Source organism: Proteus faecis, assembly GCF_003144395.1.
GTDB classification, from domain to species: Bacteria; Pseudomonadota; Gammaproteobacteria; order Enterobacterales; family Enterobacteriaceae; genus Proteus; species Proteus faecis.
Genome location: NZ_PENZ01000049.1, coordinates 45,977 through 66,221 on the forward strand (window position 1 = coordinate 45,977; position 20,245 = coordinate 66,221).

Sequence of the window (20,245 nt, forward strand, 5' to 3'; positions counted from 1 at the left end):
GTTATCAAGAAATTAAGGTAATGCAACAGGTGTTATCCAAAGATAATCCGCATGAACTGAAGTAATATCACTTCCCTTTTCCACCATTATCACGACTGTCACGTTTTCATGTGGTGCTAAATCAGTAACGTGTAAAGGTACACCCATTACTTTTGTGGCATGAAAAGAGCCAGCAATTAAAAGTGCGGGCGTCGGTGCATCTAATAAACTTTTTGCCATTGCACGATCACGCAATTGTTGAATAGCCGTCATTTTTTCGGCTTGTGTTTCATCAAGCTCACCGCCATGAGAAAGCTCGATTGTTTTTTGAATGAGTTGGCGAACAGATATATCTGTTGAATGTACACCATCAATAACAGGAGGATTTTTATACGCGCTAGATATTTCACTACGGTCAATATTAGCAGCTAATAAAGGATAATCAGCGCTTAGCCCAGCTTTAACAATATTACCGTACCATTTCCAAGGCCAACCTGAATTCCATTTTAATGCCGCCATTAGACGTTCATCCCGTAGATATTCAGAACCAGAATAACGTTTCTTTGTGTTATCAACTAAGGATTGCTGGCTTGGTGTTAACATCTCGAGTAAAACGGCGCCTTGAGGGCGCTTTTTAGGCAGTTCTGTCATTAACCAATATTCAATATCATGATGATAAGCATTGTCATGTTTTTCACCAATAATCACACGTGATTGACTTGCTAATCGTGTTAACAGTGTATCTGCCGTGATGGATTGCCCAGTTCGTGTATCAATGATGTTTGCCGACTGAATCATTTCTAGATCTATGGTTGATACTGGTTGTTTTTCTATCGAATGACATGCTGAAAGGCTTATTAATGAAACGAGTAGTAAGATCCTTTTTGATATTGAGAAAAACATAATCATCCTATTAGTTATATATACTTATTTTAATTGGATTGCTAGATTAATATTATTAATAATAATTATCAATATCATTCTCATATTAATTTGTATTTAATAATTACTATCTATTTTAAACGTATAAAAAAAGCGCCGGATAAAAGGCGCTTTTTATGTATACAACTATTTAATTAGTAACAATTAATTTTGAGATTGAGCCTGAGCTTCAACAACCGCTAATGCCACCATATTCACGATACGACGTACTGATGCTATTGGCGTCAAAATATGAGCAGGCTTAGCAACCCCCATTAATACTGGCCCTACAGTCACACCATCAGAGCTCGTTACACGTAGTAAATTATAGCTAATACGTGCGGCTTCCATTGTTGGCATCACTAACAAGTTTGCAGAGCCTTTTAATGGGCTATCTGGCATCACATCACGACGAATAGATTCTACTAATGCTGCATCTGCATGCATTTCACCATCAATTTCTAATTCAGGTGCACGTTGTTTGATTATCTCTAATGCTTTTCTGAGTTTGATTGAAGATGGGCTATCAAATGAGCCAAAGCTTGAACGAGAAACCAACGCAGCTTTTGGCTCAATACCAAAACGACGAATAGTATTAGCGGCCATAATCGTAATATCGGCTAGTTGTTCTGCCGTCGGATCTTCATTGACGTAAGTGTCTGTAATAAAGGTATTACCGCTTGGCAATAACAGGGCATTCATTGCCCCTGCTGTCTCCATTCCTTCACGTAAACCAAACACATTTTTGTAGATTTCAAAATGTTCAGAATAGCTACCCACTGTACCGCAAATCAGACCATCTGCTTCACCTCTGCGCACCATAATGGCGCCAATAAGTGTTGGATTGCCAATCATTGCACGGCGAGCTTGCTCTTGTGATACACCGCGACGCTTCATAATTTGGTGATATTCTTGCCAATACTCTTTGAAACGTGGGTCATTTTCATTATTCACCACTTCAAAGTCTTTACCCGCTTTAATATGTAAACCCAATTTCTGAATACGCATTTCAATTACACTAGGGCGACCAATTAAAATTGGTGTGGCTAATCCTAATGTGACTAATTCTTGTGTTGCATGCAGGACACGGTTTTCTTCCCCTTCTGCTAACACAATACGTTTTTTCTCTTTTTTCGCTTGAGAGAAAATAGGCTTCATAAATAAGTTTGTTTTATAAACAAACTCATTAAGGTGTTCAATATAAGCAGAGAAATCTTCAATTGGACGTGTTGCAACACCAGAATCCATTGCTGCTTTTGCAACAGCTGGCGCAATTTTCACAATCAAACGTGGATCAAACGGTTTTGGAATAATGTATTCAGGACCAAAAGAGAGCTCCTGATCACCATAGGCAGAAGCAACTTCTTCGTTTTGTTCAGCTAATGCCAATTCGGCTATCGCATGAACACAAGCAAGTTTCATCTCTTCATTAATGGTCGTCGCACCAACGTCTAATGCACCACGGAAGATGAAGGGGAAACACAATACGTTATTAACCTGATTTGGGTAGTCAGAACGTCCTGTACAGATAATTGCATCTGAACGTACTGCTTTCGCTAACGGTGGTAAAATTTCAGGTTCTGGATTTGCAAGCGCGAGAATCAGTGGGTCTCGTGCCATTTTTTTGACCATTTCTTGCGTTAATACACCGGGCCCTGAACAACCTAAGAAAATATCAGCATTATTAATAACATCATCTAATGTACGAGCGCCGTTATCTTCAATCGCATAAGCAGCTTTGGTTTCTGCCATATTAGCTTCACGTCCACGATAAATAACCCCTTTAGAGTCACATACTGTGATGTTTTCGCGTGTTAACCCTAAAGCAACTAATAAATTCATACACGCAATTGACGCGGCACCCGCTCCTGATACCACTAATTTTACTTTGCTAATTTCTTTTTTAATAATACGCAAACCATTGAGAATAGCGGCTGTAGAGATAATCGCTGTACCATGCTGATCATCATGGAATACAGGAATATTCATTTTCTCACGCAGCTTTTTCTCGATATAGAAACACTCTGGTGCTTTAATATCTTCGAGGTTAATACCACCAAATGTTGGCTCTAATGACGCAATAATATCAACAAGTTTATCAGGATCTGTTTCATTTACTTCGATGTCAAAAACATCAATGCCAGAAAACTTCTTAAACAAAACGCCTTTACCTTCCATCACAGGCTTACCAGCTAAAGCGCCGATATTTCCAAGTCCAAGTACCGCAGTACCATTTGAAATCACTGCGACAAGGTTACCTTTTGCTGTGTAGCGATAAGCAGCAAGAGGATTTGCTGCAATTTCTAAACAAGGAACGGCGACGCCTGGTGAATAAGCTAATGCTAAATCACGTTGGGTTATGAGTGGTTTTGTTGGTGTTACGGTGATTTTGCCAGGTACGGGAAATTCATGAAAATCTAGAGCGCTTTGTTTTAATTTGTCTTCCATCTTCATATCCTTTGTATCAATAGGGTAAGGGCTTCGTTAGTATAATGGTAATGGAGCGTTAAATCATGACGGCTACGACACTTTTTTCAAATTAGTAAACTCGATTTATTAAAAACAATTAATACCTAGTTATAGGTATATTATTAACACTATTTAATTTCATCGATGTAATAAACTCGAACAGAAAAAAGACAATATTTGTTTATTATTTACCAGATATTAAATTAACATTTAAAATAATTAAAATTTTTATATAGTTAAAAAAAACAATAACTGTTTTCACTTATTGATTATTTTTAATATAGACTCTCTTCTGTACAACTCATTGTAACTATAAAGATTTTATAGAATTAGAATTTTTGTTAGTCTTTTCGGTTATTTTCTTTTTTACCCGTAACAATAATTGGTGTAATATTGCCAACCGTCAATTTTATTTTCTTATTGTTTTAATAAGATGTCTGATTCTAATTTTTATTCCTCATTTGGAATTTGCTTTTTTATTTTCTGCGATTGAAAAGATTACGCACATTATTATTTTTTTTAGGGAGAGGGGTTATGCCTAGCTACTCAATTATGATAGTGGATGATCACCCTATCATGAGATATGGATTACGGCTATTGTTAGAAAAAGACAAGGATTTTGTCGTAGTAAGCGAAAGTGGCAATGCTCAAGAGGCTGTAACCGCTGCAAAACAGTTAAAACCAGATTTAATTATGATGGATTTAAATCTGCAAGGGCGTTCAGGTATTGATATTATTCGAACACTTCGTCGCTCCGGATTAACATCTTATGTTCTTGTTTTATCCGTTTCTGATTCACGTAATGATGTTTATGCTGCATTGGATGCTGGCGCAAACGGTTATCTTTTAAAAGAGTGTGAATTAGACATGCTATTACTTAGCCTACGCAAAGCGGCTGTTGGGCATCCCGTTTATAGTGAGCGAGTGTGGCAATATATTCAACTTAGGCAAAACTATTCTGATCCACTTTCAGCGTTGACTAAAAGAGAGTTAGATGTTCTTCATGAAGTGTCTGTTGGAATGAAAAATAAACAAATTGCTGAGAATTTATTTATTTCTGAAGAAACAGTGAAAGTTCACATTCGTAATATTTTAAAGAAATTGCAAGTCACGTCCCGTTTAGCTGCTAGTCTTATTCTTATTAAGCATCAGTACTAAACGTTTTACCCCGACACAAGGTCGGGGTAATAAGATATATCGCTTTAATATTCCATTTAAATCTATATCAAATCATGTATTACTCAATCGGTACTGGATAACTCAATACTTTAAAATGGTTGCCAGGTAATTTTTCGATGTTTAGCTGATACAACTCTCGATTTATTCCATTAATCACAATATCAAGTTCACTAAAGGCGGATTGTATTTCTTCATTGGTTGCCCATGCTGGAATACCTCTCACACCATAATAAAAATAAATTTTACTTTTACCTGAGTCTATTGGCTGAATTTCTTTTATCTGACTAATGAAAAGGTGTCCATAACAGAAGTCTTGATAAGGTTGCCAAGCTTTACGCCCTTTTTCACTAAGATTAAACACCCATTCTTCTCCATTTTCGGTTTGTTCAATCAATCCAGCTTCAACTAATGCATGCATTCTTTCTAATACCCATGGTGCATCATCTTCATTGCTGTAGACAGGCCATTTCCCTTCGCCCAAACACAATAAATAATCACTGTTAAAAAAAGCCTCTAAGGCTATTTTATACTCATCAACTTTTGGGTCATCTTTTTCTTCATCAGCCCAGCTAAAAGAAGAGAGTAAAAGCAATATAAGACTCAGTGAAATACTTTTCATATTTTCTTTTACCAACGGAAATCTTTATTCGTATTTATATTACCCTACGCTACACAATTCGTTACACTAACGTGACAGTTTAATATCCGATATATTTTATAATGTAAATAGGATTTTTCACTACACCAAAAGCTGTTATTTTGGAATTGTATAACACTCATTCTCATCAATACTAATATTACGTATTGTCATATAAGGAAAATATCATGTCCACGACAAACCTGACATATACCATGTACGGCATAAAAAATTGCGATACCATCAAAAAAGCGCGTAAATGGTTAGATGATAATCACATTCCTTACGCATTTCATGATTACCGCAAAGAGGGTTTGACGGAAGCATTATTACGCACCTTTACAGAAAATTTAGATTGGCAGACACTTGTGAATAAAAGAGGAACAACTTGGCGCCAATTATCCGATGAAGAAAAGAGTGCAATCACTGATGTTACCTCTGCAATCTCACTTATGTTAGATAAACCTGCCATTATTAAACGCCCTATCCTTGTGTCATCAGATAATCGCTTTATTGTTGGTTTTGATGTCAATAATTATTCCACCTTTACAGGAGCTTAATTTTTATGTCCTGTCCTGTTATTGAGCTTGCACAACAACTGATTTCGCGTCCATCAATCAGTCCTGATGATCAAGGTTGTCAACAACTGATTATTGATAGGCTTGTCCCTCTTGGTTTTACTATTGAAAGAATGCCTTTTGGTGAAACTGAAAATTTCTGGGCTTGCCGTGGTGGTGAAGGTGAAACGCTGGCTTTTGCTGGTCATACTGATGTTGTACCAACAGGTGATCCTAATTTGTGGGATAACCCACCTTTTGAACCATCTATTCGTGATGGCATGTTATATGGGCGCGGAGCCGCAGATATGAAAGGCTCGCTTGCTGCAATGGTTGTAGCGGCTGAACGTTTTGTTCGCTCTTATCCCGACCACCGTGGACGACTCGCTTTTTTAATTACATCAGATGAAGAAGCAAAAGCTGCTGATGGTACGATTAAAGTCGTACAATCTTTAATGTCGCGAGGTGAACGCCTCGATTATTGCCTTGTCGGTGAACCTTCAAGTCAACATCATTTAGGCGATATGGTAAAAAATGGTCGTCGAGGCTCAATAACAGCAAATTTAATTATTCAAGGTGTGCAAGGTCATGTCGCTTATCCACACCTTGCAAAAAACCCTATTCATCTTGCCACCCCTTTTATCCAAGAACTCGTTAATACTGTTTGGGATGAAGGTAACGAATTTTTCCCTGCGACCACAATGCAAATTGCCAATATCCATGCCGGTACAGGCAGTAATAATGTGATCCCCGGTGAGCTATTTATTCAATTTAATTTCCGTTTTAGTACGGCTATTACAGATGAAGAAATTCGCCAACGTACAGAGGCGTTATTACAAAAACACCGACTTCACTATCAGTTGGAATGGTCTTTATCTGGTCAGCCTTTTATTACTGGGCAAGGAAAATTACTTGAAGCTGTACGTTACTCCGTTAAACATTACACCAACTTAGAACCGGAACTCTCCACCAGTGGAGGGACTTCTGATGGTCGGTTTATTGCCCAAATGGGCGCGCAAGTTGTCGAGTTAGGCCCCGTTAACGCAACAATTCATAAAGTTAATGAATGCGTTAATGCCGCAGATTTACAACAACTTAGCCGAATTTATCAGCGGGTTATGGAGCAACTTATTTTATGATAACGCCTTTAATGTTAACAGGCCGTTCTACCGACCATTTAGTCACTTTATCCGGTCAGCATCGCTTACAATTTAATGCCACTAAGGCTTTTTTAGCATTACAACAACAAGCCACAAAAGCGGGTTTTAAATTAATGCCTGCTAGCTCTTTTCGTGATTTTAATCGCCAATTAGCAATATGGAATGGAAAGTTTGAAGGCTCTCGTCCTGTTTTAGATGCACAAAGTCAGCCAATAGATATTCATACATTATCAGAAGGTGAACGCTGTATTGCGATTTTAAAATGGTCAGCATTGCCCGGTGCAAGTCGTCATCATTGGGGCACTGAGATTGATATTTATGATCCTTTTCGTTTACCTGCAGGCCAGTCATTACAATTAGAGCCTTGGGAATACGAGGATGGTGGCTATTTTGCAGAGCTTAATGAATGGTTAACAGAAAATATGTCAGCGTATGATTTTTATCGCCCTTTTACTCATAAAGAGAGCAATATTGCTTACGAGCCATGGCATATCAGTTATTGGCCTCTTTCTCATGAAGCGTCTCTTGCTTATACACCTGATATTCTAAAATCTGTGTTAGAAGAAGAGAATATTTATGGTAAACAGTGGCTTTTAGCTAATCTTGACGAGATATTTGCTCGTTACATTGTTTTGCCTGAATAATGTTATTTTTCATATGGAGCTTCTTGTTGATCATTAACAGGAAGTCTCCACATAAAGATCAATAAACAGACTAAAATTACCAGTAATATTATTCTGACCCAAAGCATAGACACTAACCACAGTGAAATTGCAAAGGTAATTAAGATCACTAAAATAGCTTTAGGCTTTGCCCCTTTAGGCATAGCGCGATAAGTTTGCCAATATCGTAAATAAGGACCGAACCAAGAGCGATAAAGTAACCAATAATGGAAACGCTTTGACGAACGAGAAAAACACCATGCAGCAAGTAATAAGAAAGGTGTAGTAGGTAACACAGGCAAAATAACACCTAATGTGGCTAATCCAACACATAACCAACCTGCTATAATCAGTAATATCCGTTTCATGCTGTGTTTTTCCAACCTATGCTTTATTGCGTTATTTTATAGAGCAAATAAAAAAGATCCTCATTCTCAACAACAATTTTAAAATATAAGGCTTATTTATGCACTGGTTTGCTAACTATTGGTGGGTAATTTTAATTCTTTTAATAGGAATTATTATTAACGCTATTAAAGATATGAACAAAATCGATCCTAAGCAATTTCTTAAAAATAAGCGGAAATTACCTCCACATCGTGATTTTAATGATAAATGGGATGATGAAGATGATTGGCCTAAACAAAATCAAAACAAGAAGGATGAGAATAAGTAGATAACCACTGTTGATAACGCGATGTTAATTGAGCATCTTTTTCAGCCATTAATCGCGCACATTGCTCTCTTAATTGCTTGGTTAAGACTTTTTTTCCTGATAAAGAAAACTCAGCCACACACTGCTCAACTGATTTATTGTCTACAAAAAAAGCCACTAATAACGGATAGCGTTGCTCATAACCGACCAAAAAGTTAGCAACACTCTCATAAACAGTAAGAGCTGGACGATGAGCAAAGGCAAAACCTGCCATCATTAACCAATTGTCTTGTGCTGTCGCACTATAACTTGGTATTAACTTATCCGCTAAGCGGAGCTTTGTTTGCAGTTCTATCTGCTGATATTGCAAAGCAAAGGCACTTAAAGACGAGCGCAATAATTGTTCGCCTTTTTCAGTCAGTGGATACATCGCCATTGCGGTGTAACATCCACTACTTGCCTCTTTATGTACCCCTAGTCGTACTATTTGAAAACCACATTGCATCCAAAACTGCGCTAATGTCTCAGTGTAACCAAAGCTCACTGAAAGATAATCAATCGCCTGTTTGTGACTCTCTTTTACAATATTAGCAATCAAAGTTGCGGCAATTTTTTGGCGTCGATATTGAGGTAAAACAGCGATACGACTAATACGCAATGAGTTTAAACACATTGCATCAGGTATTAAACCATAAGTGACTAATGATTGAGCAACTAGATTACCTCTAGGCCGACGAATACCTAACCAAACATCGTGAGCAAGTTCGAAAGGTAATCCCCCTTCTTCGATACACCACACAGCACCTACAATCTTGTTATTGATTGATGCTGACCAATAACGCTGTTTCTGACCATCAAGTAAACGTCGTAGGTCAAGTGGTGTTGTTCGATAATGCGCACTAGTCAGTAACTGATAAAAATCATATAGATGTGAAATATTATTATGCCAATTTCCTTGAAGCTGGTGAATATCGACATCACCTTGTTGCTGACAATCAAAATTGTATTTCGGCTCATCAAGCAATAACAACTGATTAAGCCAATTTTCTAATGGGCAATCAGTAGCCCAACGAATGGGGGTTTGTAATTGATAGGTACGCAAATTAGGAATGTTGTCTCCTAATTTCAGCATAAAACCTCGCCCAGTTCCTTCATAACCTTGTACTGTAGTTGTCATTAATACATTAGGAAAATAACCACACAGCGCTTCTAATTGTGCAATGGGCACAGAAGCAGCCTCATCAATAATCAGCCAATCACTTTGAATTTCGTTATTTATACACAGTGCTAATAAATTATCAGGAGAATAAAATGAAATAGCTTTACTGGTGTGTGCAGATAAAACATCTGTGCTATTTTTAGCAGGCGCACATACCAATACATTTCCTTGATATTGCTCGATAAACATTCCTGCTAAAGCTGATTTTCCTCGGCCTCTTGGTGCAATAACACTCGAAATACCAGATGTCGATAAAAGCAATTTGTCTAAAATAACTTGCTGTTCTGCTGTCGGTTTACCCTGTGGAAGCGCCCAAGGTTTAGCTTTTTCAATCAATGTAGGTAATTGAAATGGCATGGATTGTTGCCATAGCATCACTTGCTCATCACCTAAAGTGATATTTTTTAACCATGCTATAAAATTTGGTGTTGAAAGCACACCTTGAGCATCATTCCAGCGCTGACTATCGTTATCGATATAACGATCCCAACTTTCAATCTCAGGTAGGCATAAAATCAATATACTGCCTGCTTTTAATGTCCCCGTTAACATAGCTAAAGCATCAGTATTAAATCCCTCATTAGCATCAAAAACAGCATGTAAGAACTCACGCCCTAATAGACGAATAGCTTGTTCAGGTAACAAAGCATCAGGCTGATTGGAAGAAATTGTGACCCAATCACCTTGGCATAATTGAGTAACTTGCTGGATCAGCGCAGTTTGCCATGCCGGTTCCCCCGCTAATAGTAGTAATTGGCGTTGCCCTAATTGAGCTAATTTTTGCTGATATTGATGTAAATGGGAAAATGACACAGCTAGGATTTACCGATTAACAATGAAAGAATACCTGCTGCAATTAATGGCCCAACGGGAACTCCTCGGAAAAGTGCGACACCAATGACAGTTCCTACTAATAAGCCGGCAACCGTCGAAGGCTGGTTATTCATTAAAGAAACGCCTCGAGCACCTAACCAAGAAACTGCGATACCTATTGCAATTGCTAGCAGTGATTTCCAGTTTAAAAATGAGTTAAGCACTTCTTGCCCTGAAATACGCCCAGTTGCAATGGGGGTCATTACCCCAATAGTCAGAATTAAGATCCCGATGGTCATACCATATTTTTCAACAACAGGAAAATATTGATTTAGCGGCGTAATTTTAATCACTAGCAAAGCAAGCATTGCTAGCGTTACAGTCATATTATGACTAATAATGCCAAGTCCGGCGAGAACCAGCAAAATTAATAGTGAGGGATCAACGTTACTCATATTTGTTCCTAAGCCTTTCGCTTTATAGCGTTAATTATCTTATAGTTACCGACGAATGGTATTAGTTCAAAGACGAAGAAGCAAATGTATCGCAAGATTTGATGCTACCACTGTTATAGCCTCTCATAAACCAAGTCTTACGCTGTTCTGCCGTGCCGTGTGTAAAGCTATCAGGCACGACATAACCTTGCTGTTGTTTCTGTAATTTGTCATCACCGATCGCTTGTGCCGTTTTGATCGCAGTTAATAAATCGCTTTCGTCAATACGACCTTCACCCGCAATAAAACGTCCCCACATTCCAGCAAAACAGTCTGCTTGCAACTCTAATTTTACGGATAAACGATTTACCTCTGCTTTCGAGCGCGCCATTTGTTGTTGTTCACGCATTTGATTAGTGATACCCAATAAATGCTGAACATGGTGTCCAACTTCATGTGAAATCACATAACCTTGAGCAAATTCACCACCACCACCTAGGTTCTGTTTCATTTCATTATAAAAAGAGAGATCTAGATAAATTTTTCTATCCGCGGGGCAATAAAAAGGTCCCATTATTTTCGTGCCTGTGCCACATTGCGTTGCGGTGCTATTGGTATATAAAACGAGTTTAGGATAGCTATATTGTTTGCCTGCTTGAGCAAAAATAGTTTGCCAAAAATCTTCTGTACTGGCTAAAACAACGCTACTAAAATCTGCAGCCTCATTATAAAGAGCACTTTGTTGTTCGTTGCGTTGTGGCGCTTGGTTGGTTTCACCGGTTAATGAGTTAAAGTCAAACCCCATAAAACTGGCTATCACTAAAATAATAATAACTACAAACCCGTATTTCGTGCGTAATAAAAGTGCAATTAATCCTAATGGGAGATTACCACCACCAGACGCGGAGGAAGATTGCCCTCTTCTATCTTCAACATTGTCACTTCTCCGGCGATCATTCCAACGCATAACTTATCCCCACAGTTTAAATAGATGACTTTAGCTTTATAATGAACAAATTTATCACTTGATTTGAGATAATAACAAAAAAATTGCAAACACTATCCTCTATTTTTTAAGAGCAAGATAATAGAGGCTATCAAAGTAAAATAGCGCTCGTTATCACCTCGAAGAAATGAGCATCATAAAGAATTAAAACTGCTTTCTTAATGATTTCATAATAGAATTCTTATATCTTGCTTCTGTTCTTCTTTACTAATAAATAGATATTTTAATGACTCGAACTCAACGTTTGTTCACTTTATTGCAGATTTTAAAAGAGAATCGCTATCCAATAACGGCAGAAGTTCTGGCTGATAAATTACAAGTACGTTTAATACACTCCCTTTTAAACGTACCACTTAAGACAAAAGGTCAGCTTTTAGGCTGACCTTTTCTAATTACACCATGTTTAACTTGACGTAATCGTTTGCGTATTTAGTCTAAAGAAACACCAATTCGACGTGCAACTTCTTCGTATGCTTCAATCAATCCGCCTAAGCTTTGACGGAAACGGTCTTTATCCATTTTATCTAAGGTATTTTTATCCCATAAGCGGCTTCCGTCAGGAGAGAACTCATCACCTAATACAACTTTGCCATGGAATAGACCAAACTCAAGTTTAAAATCGACTAAAATAAGTCCTGCTTTATCAAAGAGTTCACTAAGGACATCGTTTGCTTTATAGCTCAAACGTTTCATTTCTGCGAGGTTTTCTTTAGACACCCAATCAAAGGTTTCACAATAAGATTCATTGACCATAGGATCATGGCGAGCATCATCTTTTAAGAATAAATCAAAGATTGGTGGATTTAAAAGTGTACCTTCTTCGATACCTAAACGTTTAACTAATGATCCCGCTGCACGATTACGAATAACGCATTCAACAGGTACCATATCGAGTTTTTTTACTAGCACTTCATTATCAGAAAGCAAACGTTCCATCTGCGTTGGGATACCCGCTTCTTCCAGTTTATTCATAATGAAATGGTTAAATTTATTATTTACCATACCCTTACGATCAAACTGTTCAATACGTTGGCCATCTAACGCTGATGTATCATTTCTAAATTCAAGGATAAGAAAATCAGAAGATTCAGTGGCATAGACTGTTTTTGCTTTTCCACGATACAACTCAGCTTTTTTCTGCATCTGACACACTCCAAAGATGTGATAGGTTTAACAAGAAATTTGCTTCCCATACTCTACTCTAGATTAGATAAAAAAGCTTTTAAAACGTGAGTACTATCACTAAAAAAATCTCATCGACAACACACTACTCACAACATTTTTTATTGAAAACCACGCCATCATTAACAATCATATTTCAATTAATTCTATTGAATAATAATCCTAATAACAAAACTTATAACTACCAACAAAAGAATGGCGTGATAAAAATAGAGTCCATATAATATAAAACGTCAGAATAAGAACAGTTATAGATTATATCACCACATTATTTCTATTTTTAGATTATATTATTGTGAACATTAGGTCTGTTTCAAATTACACTTGTTTAGAGTAATTAATAATAAAAAAACCAGGCTAATTTCTTTTTATGGAGAATTAATCTGGTTATCAATATTCGCATCAACACGTTTTGATGATTTATCTCTTATCTATTTTTATATTTAACATATGCATATTATCTTTTAATAATGTAATGTTTGACTTAAATAATAAAACAATAGATCTCATAAGCAAGCCAACCTAATAAAGCGCCAGCAGGTAAATCAATTAAGTAATGTTGTTTCGTAAACATGCAAGATAATGCAATAAATAATGGGAATAAGAAAACCCATGGTCCTAAGGTTGCATAAGCAAGGCATGCTGTGAGTGTTGCAACGGAAACATGCATACTTGGAAAACAGTTTGAGGAGTCATCAAAATACTGAACGAACTTAAGAAATTTCTCTGACGCTGTTTTACCAGGATTTAAGGTACGCCAATGCGCTGGGGTTGCAACAGGGAATACAATAAAGAAAAACATTTGCATGACTAACAAAACAATATAACTAAAAACAATCATAATAAATTGTCTTGAGTCTTGAATGATCCAATTGAGATATAAAATGGCAGGATAATATAAAAAACTATAGATCCATGACCACCATGGCCAAAAAGGAATTTTTTCATCAATCGGTGAATTAATAATTTTCACTTCTCTCAATGTATATCGTTGAGTAAAAAAATAAAATTGATAAACACCTACAATAAGTATCCCACTTAATATCAAGTGAATAATCATATCACCTGCGCTCATAAATACTCCTTCATATAGTCAGAGAGTGCTTTGTTATTTTTATTTAAGAATAAGAATTGAGGCAATATTGCATAAATTTAAACGTATTGCATTAAGATTAATATTATTAATAATTTTAAATTAAACCTATCATTTAAAGAGTATTCAATTAATGATGTTTAATCTGATAGTTCCAATTGTATTTTTATAAATACATTTCAATTTAAATTAATACAATTAAATTAAGATCATAAAAAAAGCCACACAATTTTTATTGTGCGGCTTCTCATATTTTTGAAAAATAATACTTATTTAACAGGCTTACTGAAAGCAGCTTTCAGTGCAGCAACCATTTGATCATTTTGTGATTGTGTTAATGGTTTACCTTTATCACTGATAAATTGTAAACTACTACGGTTATTTAAATCACCGACTTGTAATTTATAATCTGCTTCTTCAACCGTTGGTCTATCAACACCTAATGCACTCCAGTTTGCACTGCTCATTCCTTTATAGGTTACTTCTATTGAACCTTTAGAACGTGTGCGATCGCCCATCTTCATACCAACACTTTCTAATGCGATAGGTAATCTATCCCAAACCACATCGAATGGCGCACGAACGATAATCACAGGAAGACCGGCATTATCACTGCCACTTTGGACATCAATAATACCTTGTAAGCTACTGCTTGCCGTATTTTCGCTTAAATTACGCATACGGTTTAAGCCATCAACCAATTCGTTAAGCATTAAAATATTGTAACGCTTCATTTCAGCCGGATCAGTCATTTCAGTTTCGCCTTGGCGTAAACCTTCATTAGTCACTGTTAACGAAATAACATTACCTGACTGGGCAATCGCTAAACGCTGACGTGTTTGGAAAGGTACGTTTTCATCAGCACGTAACCATGTGATCCAATCAGTATGGATCTCTTTTTGTCCAGCATCACTTTTAGTAATCGCAACACCTTTCTCTTTTAAGATAGTGCTAACTTGCTCATACAGTGTTGTATTTTCAGGTGAGTTTGGTAATAGTAAACGGCTATTATCTGCATTATTTTCACTACGTGAACCAGTTAACAGATTCAGTGCTTGAGTAGGTGGGCGAATATCAAGCGCTAAACCAACAGGTTCAGTTTTTTTAGGGGTTGGAATGTCATATTCCCCATTTTGCAAAGGCAACACCATACCCGCCGGAATCACTAAATTCTTTAGCCCTGCCGTCTCTAAATAAGACTCATCACCACTAACCTGACGTTTATAGCGCTGATCACTTGAACAGGCTGCCAGTAAAACCACCAGCGACAGACCCGCGACTTTCATAATCTTTGATTTATGCAATAGTGTTGCCATTAAAGTTCCCTAAGTTTTACAGTATTCCCGCTGTTAACAGCGCTTTCTCAACAATTTGCTGACCTGATGATGTCAACGGAGTCATAGGTAAGCGCAATGTGGCGTCTTCAATCAATCCAATGCGTTGACACGCCCATTTAGCGGGGATTGGATTAGGTTCAACAAATAACTGATGATGTAAATCCATCAGACGTCGATTAAGTTCACGTGCTTTTGCAAACTCACCAGCATTTGCTAATCGACATAATTCTACCATCTCTGACGCAGCAACGTTAGCAGTAACCGAAATAACACCATGGCCGCCAAGTTGCATAAAGTCTAATGAGGATGCGTCATCGCCACTTAATAAGATAAAACTATCATCATTAACCAACTCTTGGATTTGACTAACACGACTTAAGTTCCCTGTCGCCTCTTTAATTGCCACAATATTATCCAACTTGGCTAAACGTGCAACTGTTACAGGCAATAAATCGCATCCAGTACGACCCGGTACATTATACAGGATTTGTGGTAATGCAGTGCTTTCAGAAATCGCTTTAAAGTGCTGATATAACCCTTCTTGTGAGGGTTTATTATAATATGGTGTCACACTTAAACAACCCGCAATACCTTTATTTTCAAACTGTTGTGTAAACCAGATAGCCTCAGATGTTGCATTAGCACCCGTACCTGCAATGACTGGAATACGCCCATCAGCCATATCTAATGTCATTAGAACAACATCAACATGTTCGTCATGGCTTAAGGTTGCTGATTCGCCTGTTGTACCGACAGAAACAATTGCGGCACTGCCTGCATTAACATGATAGTCAACTAATTTACGTAAACTAACCCGGTCAACATCGCCTTTTGCGTTCATTGGTGTAACCAATGCCACCATACTGCCTGTAAAATTAAATTCGTTATTCACCATAATCATTGCTCCGAGATAGACGTATACTCAATGGTACTCATTCATTGCTCTATTGAAAACTACTTAACTCTAGGTTTCTAATGAAATTTGCTAATATTCTTTGATATGAATTAAAGAGATATAATAATTGAAGATAGTGAGCAAGGGATCTTGGCAGAAATCGAAATTTGTGTTTACCTGTTAAGAATAAACTGAAAGTCAAAAGGAACCTTATTTTGCCCATACCTGATAAACATTTTCTCGTCATTACTGCATTAGGTGCTGATCGTCCTGGTATTGTTGATACCATTACACAATTAGTCAGCCAATGCGGATGTAATATCGAGGACAGCCGACTTGCGATGTTTGGTCAAGAGTTTACGTTTATCATGCTACTTTCAGGTGGCTGGAACGCTATCGCACAATTAGAAGCGTTGTTGCCCATTAAAAGTGCGGAACTGGATTTATTGACCGTAATGAAAAGAACCACCAATGGTGCACCAATTACCTATCCTTCAACAATCGCAGCGAAAGTTGATATTGAAGATGCACCCGGTATTGTTGAACGTTTTACTAATCTATTTAGCCAACATAATTTTAATCTTGCTGAATTAATATCTAAAACACATCCATCAGAAGATGGCTCACCTGCCCGTTTAGAAATACAAATTACGGCGCATAATCCATTAGATGATCATGGTATTGTTATTAATGAGAAATTTAATCAATTATGTACAGAGCTAAACGCTCAAGGCACAATAAGTATCGTAAATAGTCTGATGATGAAACAGTAAAAAATGGAGAATGACCTAATGAACCCATTAAAAGCCGGTGAAAAGGCGCCTCAATTCAGTCTGCCCGACCAAGATGGAGAAATAATTAATTTATCTGATTTCGCAGGCCAACGTGTACTCGTTTATTTTTATCCTAAAGCAATGACACCTGGTTGTACAACTCAAGCTTGTGGCTTACGTGATGAAATGGATGTACTAAAAAAAGCCAAAGTTGAAGTATTAGGTATCAGCACAGATAAATCAGAAAAACTTTCCCGTTTCGCTGAAAAAGAGATGTTAAATTTCACATTGCTTTCAGATGAAGATCATAAGATAGCAGAGCAATTTGGTATCTGGGGAGAAAAACAATTTATGGGGAAAACTTACGATGGTATTCATCGTACTAGCTTCTTAATTGATAAAAATGGTGTTATCGAACATGTGTTTGATAACTTTAAAACAAGTAATCACCATCAAGTCGTTCTCGAATATCTCGCTCAACATCCATAATCAAAGCTTCGAATAGATAAAAAACAGACAGCGTAAACTGTCTGTTTTTTTACTCTATATATTCAATACTGTACTTAGTTTTTCTTTATATGTTGTTCATTCGCAATTTCATCAGGTAATGCATGCAATACGGCTTTTATTAGCGTTGCTAATGGAATAGCAAAGAAAACGCCCCAAAAACCCCACATTCCACCAAATATAATTACTGACAATATAATGACTAAAGGGTGCATATTTACAGCTTCAGAATACAGAATTGGCACTAATAAATTGCTATCTAATCCTTGTACAACAAGATAAGCGATAAATAACGCCCAGAAATCAGAGCCTAACCCCCATTGAGATAATGCAATTACAATAACGGGGATCGTTGCTAAAACAGCACCAACATAAGGGACTAAAACAGAAACACCGACGATAACCGCAAGTAATACAGAGTAACGTAAGTCAAAGAAAGCAAATACAAAATAAGTAAAAATGCCCACAATGATCATTTCAGTGACTTTACCGCGAATATAATTGGTAATTTGTTGATTAACTTCAATCCAAACTTGGGCGGCTAATATTCTATTTTTTGGTAAAACACGACGAACCGCATTAAGCATCTGTTGCTTATCTTTCAGTAAAAAGAACGTCATTAAAGGAACAAGAATAAGATAAATCGACAGTGTAATAATTCCGATTAACGAAGCTAAAGACACTTTTAATACAGACTCAGCCACCGTTGAGAACTTACTACGTAAGTTTTCTGCCATCATATCAACGATACCGGCATCCATTAATGCAGGGAACCTATCCGGTAACTCATGTGCAAATTCATTGAACTTATTGATCATATTTGGGATATCTGAGATCAATGTCATCCCCTGCTGCCACACTGTTGGCGCTAAAATCAAAATAACAATGGCACTAATACCGATAAAGAGTGTCAGAATTATCGATACTGCCCATATACGGGCACATCCTAATTTTTCGAGTAAATGTGTTGGCCACTCTAAAAGATAAGCAAGCACAATTGCCACTAATAAAGGAGCAAGTATGCCACTGAAAAAATACAGAATTAAAAAACCGGCAATCAAAATGACCACAAGGGCGATAACTTGTGGATCAGCAAATCGACGTTTGTACCATTGAACAAGCAAGTCCAGCATGAAAATAAAGATCCTTTATAATAATCAGAACAATAGAGCTATATGTATTCATTTACATAAGCAATAATCTTTTGACAGATTTTACGTTAGGTTTTGCTATCATACATCATTAATTATTAATTATTCGTTAAGATAGCCATCAGGATACAGTTGTATGAAACTCAGACTTAAAACCCCCTTAGTCGCGCTTCTTGTTTCTGCGTTGCTATCAACATCAGTAGTGCCAGCGCATGCTGCGATTGATATTGAAGATTCTTTACCTGATATGGGAACAACCGCAGGTTCAACATTAAGCATCAATCAAGAAATCGCTATGGGTGATTACTATACTCGCCAACTGCGAAATAGTGCACCATTAGTTTTTGATCCCTTACTTTCTAACTATATTAATAATTTAGGACAAAAACTCGTTTCTAACGCCAGCTCGGTCAAAACCCCTTTTCACTTTTATTTAGTTAACAACCCCAATATTAATGCCTTTGCTTATTTTGGGGGAAACATTGTTTTGCATTCCGCGCTCTTTCGATACAGCCAAACGGAAAGTGAATTAGCCTCAGTTATTGCTCACGAAATCACACACGTTACTCAACGTCATCTAGCGAGAATGCTTGAAGATCAGGCTAAAACAACACCTCTTGCTCTTGCCGGTGTATTAGGTTCTATTCTGATATTTATGGCAAACCCAAATGCAGGCCTTGCAACATTTACAGGAAGTATGGCGGGTATGCAGCAAAATATGATCACCTTCACCCAAATGAACGAGCAAGAAGCAGACCGAATCGGAATACAGACTCTCTATCGTGCGGGATTTGATCCCAAAGGAATGCCTGATTTTATGCAAATTCTTGCTGATCAGGTACGATATAGCTCTAAACCACCGGAAATGTTATTAACGCACCCCTTGCCCGATAGTCGCTTATCCGATGCAAGAAGCCGAGCAAGCCAATATCCCGCTCGACAGGTTCCACAGTCAGCTGACTTTCTATTTGCTAAAATGCGTGTATTAACCATGCTGACGAAAAATCCAACATCAGAGAATGCATTACAAACGGTACTTGATCAGTTTAAGCAAGGTACTGCTCTTGAAAAATCAGCTGCAAATTATGCACTAGTACTGATCTATTCTCGTGATCGCAAATTTGATGATGCAAGAAAACTGCTCACTCCTATGTTAGAAAAAGAGCCTAACAATATTTGGCTTATTGATGCCATGACAGATATCGATTTAGAACAAAATCGTGCAGGCGATGCAGTTGCAAGATTACAACTGGCATTGAAACAAAGACCCAATAACAATGTCCTTATTGCCAACTTAGCTAACTCATATATGCATAATAAGCAATATAACGAAGCTAACCGCCTACTTTATCGTTATACCTTTGATAACCCAAACGATCCTATTGGTTGGCAATTAATGGCAGAAAATTCAGCTAAACAAGGTGATAGAGCGCATGAATTAGCTGCTTATGCAGAAGATTTAGCTCTAAGAGGTGACTTTGAAACAGCAATTCGTTATTTGGGTGATGCAAGCCGACAAGTCAAATTAGGTAGTAACGATCAAGCTCGCTTTGATGCTCGTATAGACCAATTAAGAAAAATTCAGCAAAGAGACAGTCAATTTAAATAAGGGACAA

At 37.3% G+C, this 20,245-nt stretch carries 20 protein-coding genes and 1 pseudogene; 9 read left to right on the forward strand and 12 right to left on the reverse strand.

Going from position 1 to position 20,245, the window contains the following annotated elements; translation table 11 throughout:
- Positions 1–12: 12 nt before the first annotated feature.
- Together DK858_RS16915 and maeB are read right to left on the reverse strand one after the other, a co-directional pair.
- Complete coding sequence (locus tag DK858_RS16915; RefSeq protein ID WP_109398402.1) at positions 13–882, reverse strand: ChaN family lipoprotein; 870 nt, start codon at positions 880–882, stop codon at positions 13–15.
- A 183-nt stretch (positions 883–1,065) separates the two neighbouring features.
- A complete protein-coding gene (maeB, locus tag DK858_RS16920; protein WP_109398403.1) occupies positions 1,066–3,348 on the reverse strand; it encodes an NADP-dependent oxaloacetate-decarboxylating malate dehydrogenase in 2,283 nt (760 codons plus the stop codon).
- A 555-nt stretch (positions 3,349–3,903) separates the two neighbouring features.
- Here maeB and DK858_RS16925 point away from each other — a divergent pair.
- The gene (locus tag DK858_RS16925) at positions 3,904–4,527 is read left to right on the forward strand and encodes a response regulator (RefSeq protein ID WP_109398404.1); all 624 of its coding nucleotides are present in this window, start codon (positions 3,904–3,906) and stop codon (positions 4,525–4,527) included.
- Positions 4,528–4,606: 79 nt separating this feature from the next.
- On the opposite strand, the gene DK858_RS16930 is transcribed toward DK858_RS16925, so the two are convergent.
- Entirely contained in the window at positions 4,607–5,167 is a 561-nt protein-coding gene (locus DK858_RS16930) for a hypothetical protein (protein ID WP_109398405.1), read from the reverse strand.
- A 206-nt stretch (positions 5,168–5,373) separates the two neighbouring features.
- Here DK858_RS16930 and DK858_RS16935 point away from each other — a divergent pair, with 206 nt between their 5' ends.
- The 3 genes from DK858_RS16935 to DK858_RS16945 are packed head-to-tail and all read left to right on the forward strand — an operon-like array spanning position 5,374 to position 7,546.
- Positions 5,374–5,745 carry an ArsC family reductase gene (locus DK858_RS16935; RefSeq protein WP_109398406.1) on the forward strand — a complete coding sequence of 124 codons (372 nt, stop codon included), beginning with the start codon at positions 5,374–5,376 and terminating at the stop codon, positions 5,743–5,745.
- 5 nt (positions 5,746–5,750) lie between these two features.
- Positions 5,751–6,881: a succinyl-diaminopimelate desuccinylase gene (gene dapE, locus DK858_RS16940; RefSeq protein ID WP_109398407.1), complete on the forward strand. Its 1,131-nt coding sequence runs from the start codon at positions 5,751–5,753 to the stop codon at positions 6,879–6,881.
- Positions 6,878–7,546 (forward strand): M15 family metallopeptidase, encoded by a 669-nt coding sequence (locus DK858_RS16945; RefSeq protein ID WP_109398408.1) that lies wholly within the window; start codon positions 6,878–6,880, stop codon positions 7,544–7,546. Before dapE ends, DK858_RS16945 begins: the two co-directional genes overlap by 4 nt.
- A 2-nt stretch (positions 7,547–7,548) precedes the next feature.
- On the opposite strand, the gene DK858_RS16950 is transcribed toward DK858_RS16945, so the two are convergent.
- Entirely contained in the window at positions 7,549–7,932 is a 384-nt protein-coding gene (locus DK858_RS16950; RefSeq protein ID WP_109398409.1) for a DUF454 family protein, read from the reverse strand.
- A gap of 98 nt (positions 7,933–8,030) precedes the next feature.
- Between DK858_RS16950 and DK858_RS16955 the strand changes: the two genes are divergently transcribed.
- Positions 8,031–8,240 (forward strand): YpfN family protein, encoded by a 210-nt coding sequence (locus DK858_RS16955; RefSeq protein WP_109398410.1) that lies wholly within the window; start codon positions 8,031–8,033, stop codon positions 8,238–8,240.
- Here DK858_RS16955 and DK858_RS16960 read toward each other — a convergent pair.
- The 3 genes from DK858_RS16960 to ypfJ form a co-directional block, all read right to left on the reverse strand.
- Positions 8,203–10,251 (reverse strand): tRNA(Met) cytidine acetyltransferase TmcA, encoded by a 2,049-nt coding sequence (locus DK858_RS16960; RefSeq protein ID WP_109398411.1) that lies wholly within the window; start codon positions 10,249–10,251, stop codon positions 8,203–8,205. The two genes, DK858_RS16955 and DK858_RS16960, sit on opposite strands and share 38 nt — an antisense overlap.
- A 2-nt stretch (positions 10,252–10,253) precedes the next feature.
- Complete coding sequence (locus DK858_RS16965; protein WP_006533030.1) at positions 10,254–10,706, reverse strand: DUF441 domain-containing protein; 453 nt, start codon at positions 10,704–10,706, stop codon at positions 10,254–10,256.
- A gap of 61 nt (positions 10,707–10,767) precedes the next feature.
- Positions 10,768–11,652: a KPN_02809 family neutral zinc metallopeptidase gene (ypfJ, locus tag DK858_RS16970; protein WP_109398412.1), complete on the reverse strand. Its 885-nt coding sequence runs from the start codon at positions 11,650–11,652 to the stop codon at positions 10,768–10,770.
- A 265-nt stretch (positions 11,653–11,917) separates the two neighbouring features.
- Here ypfJ and DK858_RS16975 point away from each other — a divergent pair.
- Positions 11,918–12,013 (forward strand): annotated as a pseudogene (locus tag DK858_RS16975) (HTH domain-containing protein); the annotation flags it as partial.
- Between the two features lie 107 nt (positions 12,014–12,120).
- Here the strand turns inward: DK858_RS16975 and purC are convergent.
- The 4 genes from purC to dapA all read right to left on the reverse strand — a co-directional run bounded on the left by purC (position 12,121) and on the right by dapA (position 16,198).
- Positions 12,121–12,834 (reverse strand): phosphoribosylaminoimidazolesuccinocarboxamide synthase, encoded by a 714-nt coding sequence (purC, locus tag DK858_RS16980; RefSeq protein ID WP_098942498.1) that lies wholly within the window; start codon positions 12,832–12,834, stop codon positions 12,121–12,123.
- 523 nt (positions 12,835–13,357) lie between these two features.
- On the reverse strand, positions 13,358–13,948 hold the full coding sequence (locus DK858_RS16985; RefSeq protein WP_109398413.1) for a phosphatase PAP2 family protein: 591 nt from the start codon (positions 13,946–13,948) through the stop codon (positions 13,358–13,360).
- Between the two features lie 287 nt (positions 13,949–14,235).
- Positions 14,236–15,282 carry an outer membrane protein assembly factor BamC gene (bamC, locus tag DK858_RS16990; protein ID WP_109398414.1) on the reverse strand — a complete coding sequence of 349 codons (1,047 nt, stop codon included), beginning with the start codon at positions 15,280–15,282 and terminating at the stop codon, positions 14,236–14,238.
- Between the two features lie 16 nt (positions 15,283–15,298).
- A complete protein-coding gene (gene dapA / locus DK858_RS16995; protein ID WP_109398415.1) occupies positions 15,299–16,198 on the reverse strand; it encodes a 4-hydroxy-tetrahydrodipicolinate synthase in 900 nt (299 codons plus the stop codon).
- A gap of 215 nt (positions 16,199–16,413) precedes the next feature.
- On the opposite strand from dapA, the gene DK858_RS17000 reads away from it, so the two are divergent.
- Positions 16,414–16,971 (forward strand): glycine cleavage system transcriptional repressor, encoded by a 558-nt coding sequence (locus tag DK858_RS17000; RefSeq protein WP_088495300.1) that lies wholly within the window; start codon positions 16,414–16,416, stop codon positions 16,969–16,971.
- An 18-nt stretch (positions 16,972–16,989) separates the two neighbouring features.
- On the forward strand, positions 16,990–17,460 hold the full coding sequence (bcp, locus tag DK858_RS17005) for a thioredoxin-dependent thiol peroxidase (RefSeq protein WP_109398416.1): 471 nt from the start codon (positions 16,990–16,992) through the stop codon (positions 17,458–17,460).
- A 74-nt stretch (positions 17,461–17,534) separates the two neighbouring features.
- On the opposite strand, the gene DK858_RS17010 is transcribed toward bcp, so the two are convergent.
- Positions 17,535–18,611, reverse strand: coding sequence for an AI-2E family transporter (locus tag DK858_RS17010; RefSeq protein ID WP_109398417.1), 1,077 nt, complete (start codon positions 18,609–18,611; stop codon positions 17,535–17,537).
- A gap of 154 nt (positions 18,612–18,765) precedes the next feature.
- Between DK858_RS17010 and bepA the strand changes: the two genes are divergently transcribed.
- A complete protein-coding gene (bepA, locus tag DK858_RS17015; protein ID WP_109398418.1) occupies positions 18,766–20,238 on the forward strand; it encodes a beta-barrel assembly-enhancing protease in 1,473 nt (490 codons plus the stop codon).
- Positions 20,239–20,245 lie beyond the last annotated feature (7 nt).

Excerpts from the sequence above, each read along its gene's own strand:
- DK858_RS16915 (WP_109398402.1), bottom strand. The coding sequence starts at position 882 with ATGTTTTTCTCAATATCAAAAAGGATCTTACTACTCGTTTCATTAATA.
- maeB (WP_109398403.1), bottom strand. The coding sequence starts at position 3,348 with ATGGAAGACAAATTAAAACAAAGCGCTCTAGATTTTCATGAATTTCCC.
- DK858_RS16925 (WP_109398404.1), top strand. The coding sequence starts at position 3,904 with ATGCCTAGCTACTCAATTATGATAGTGGATGATCACCCTATCATGAGA.
- DK858_RS16930 (WP_109398405.1), bottom strand. The coding sequence starts at position 5,167 with ATGAAAAGTATTTCACTGAGTCTTATATTGCTTTTACTCTCTTCTTTT.
- DK858_RS16935 (WP_109398406.1), top strand. The coding sequence starts at position 5,374 with ATGTCCACGACAAACCTGACATATACCATGTACGGCATAAAAAATTGC.
- dapE (WP_109398407.1), top strand. The coding sequence starts at position 5,751 with ATGTCCTGTCCTGTTATTGAGCTTGCACAACAACTGATTTCGCGTCCA.
- DK858_RS16945 (WP_109398408.1), top strand. The coding sequence starts at position 6,878 with ATGATAACGCCTTTAATGTTAACAGGCCGTTCTACCGACCATTTAGTC.
- DK858_RS16950 (WP_109398409.1), bottom strand. The coding sequence starts at position 7,932 with ATGAAACGGATATTACTGATTATAGCAGGTTGGTTATGTGTTGGATTA.
- DK858_RS16955 (WP_109398410.1), top strand. The coding sequence starts at position 8,031 with ATGCACTGGTTTGCTAACTATTGGTGGGTAATTTTAATTCTTTTAATA.
- DK858_RS16965 (WP_006533030.1), bottom strand. The coding sequence starts at position 10,706 with ATGAGTAACGTTGATCCCTCACTATTAATTTTGCTGGTTCTCGCCGGA.
- ypfJ (WP_109398412.1), bottom strand. The coding sequence starts at position 11,652 with ATGCGTTGGAATGATCGCCGGAGAAGTGACAATGTTGAAGATAGAAGA.
- purC (WP_098942498.1), bottom strand. The coding sequence starts at position 12,834 with ATGCAGAAAAAAGCTGAGTTGTATCGTGGAAAAGCAAAAACAGTCTAT.
- DK858_RS16985 (WP_109398413.1), bottom strand. The coding sequence starts at position 13,948 with ATGAGCGCAGGTGATATGATTATTCACTTGATATTAAGTGGGATACTT.
- bamC (WP_109398414.1), bottom strand. The coding sequence starts at position 15,282 with ATGGCAACACTATTGCATAAATCAAAGATTATGAAAGTCGCGGGTCTG.
- dapA (WP_109398415.1), bottom strand. The coding sequence starts at position 16,198 with ATGGTGAATAACGAATTTAATTTTACAGGCAGTATGGTGGCATTGGTT.
- bcp (WP_109398416.1), top strand. The coding sequence starts at position 16,990 with ATGAACCCATTAAAAGCCGGTGAAAAGGCGCCTCAATTCAGTCTGCCC.
- DK858_RS17010 (WP_109398417.1), bottom strand. The coding sequence starts at position 18,611 with ATGCTGGACTTGCTTGTTCAATGGTACAAACGTCGATTTGCTGATCCA.
- bepA (WP_109398418.1), top strand. The coding sequence starts at position 18,766 with ATGAAACTCAGACTTAAAACCCCCTTAGTCGCGCTTCTTGTTTCTGCG.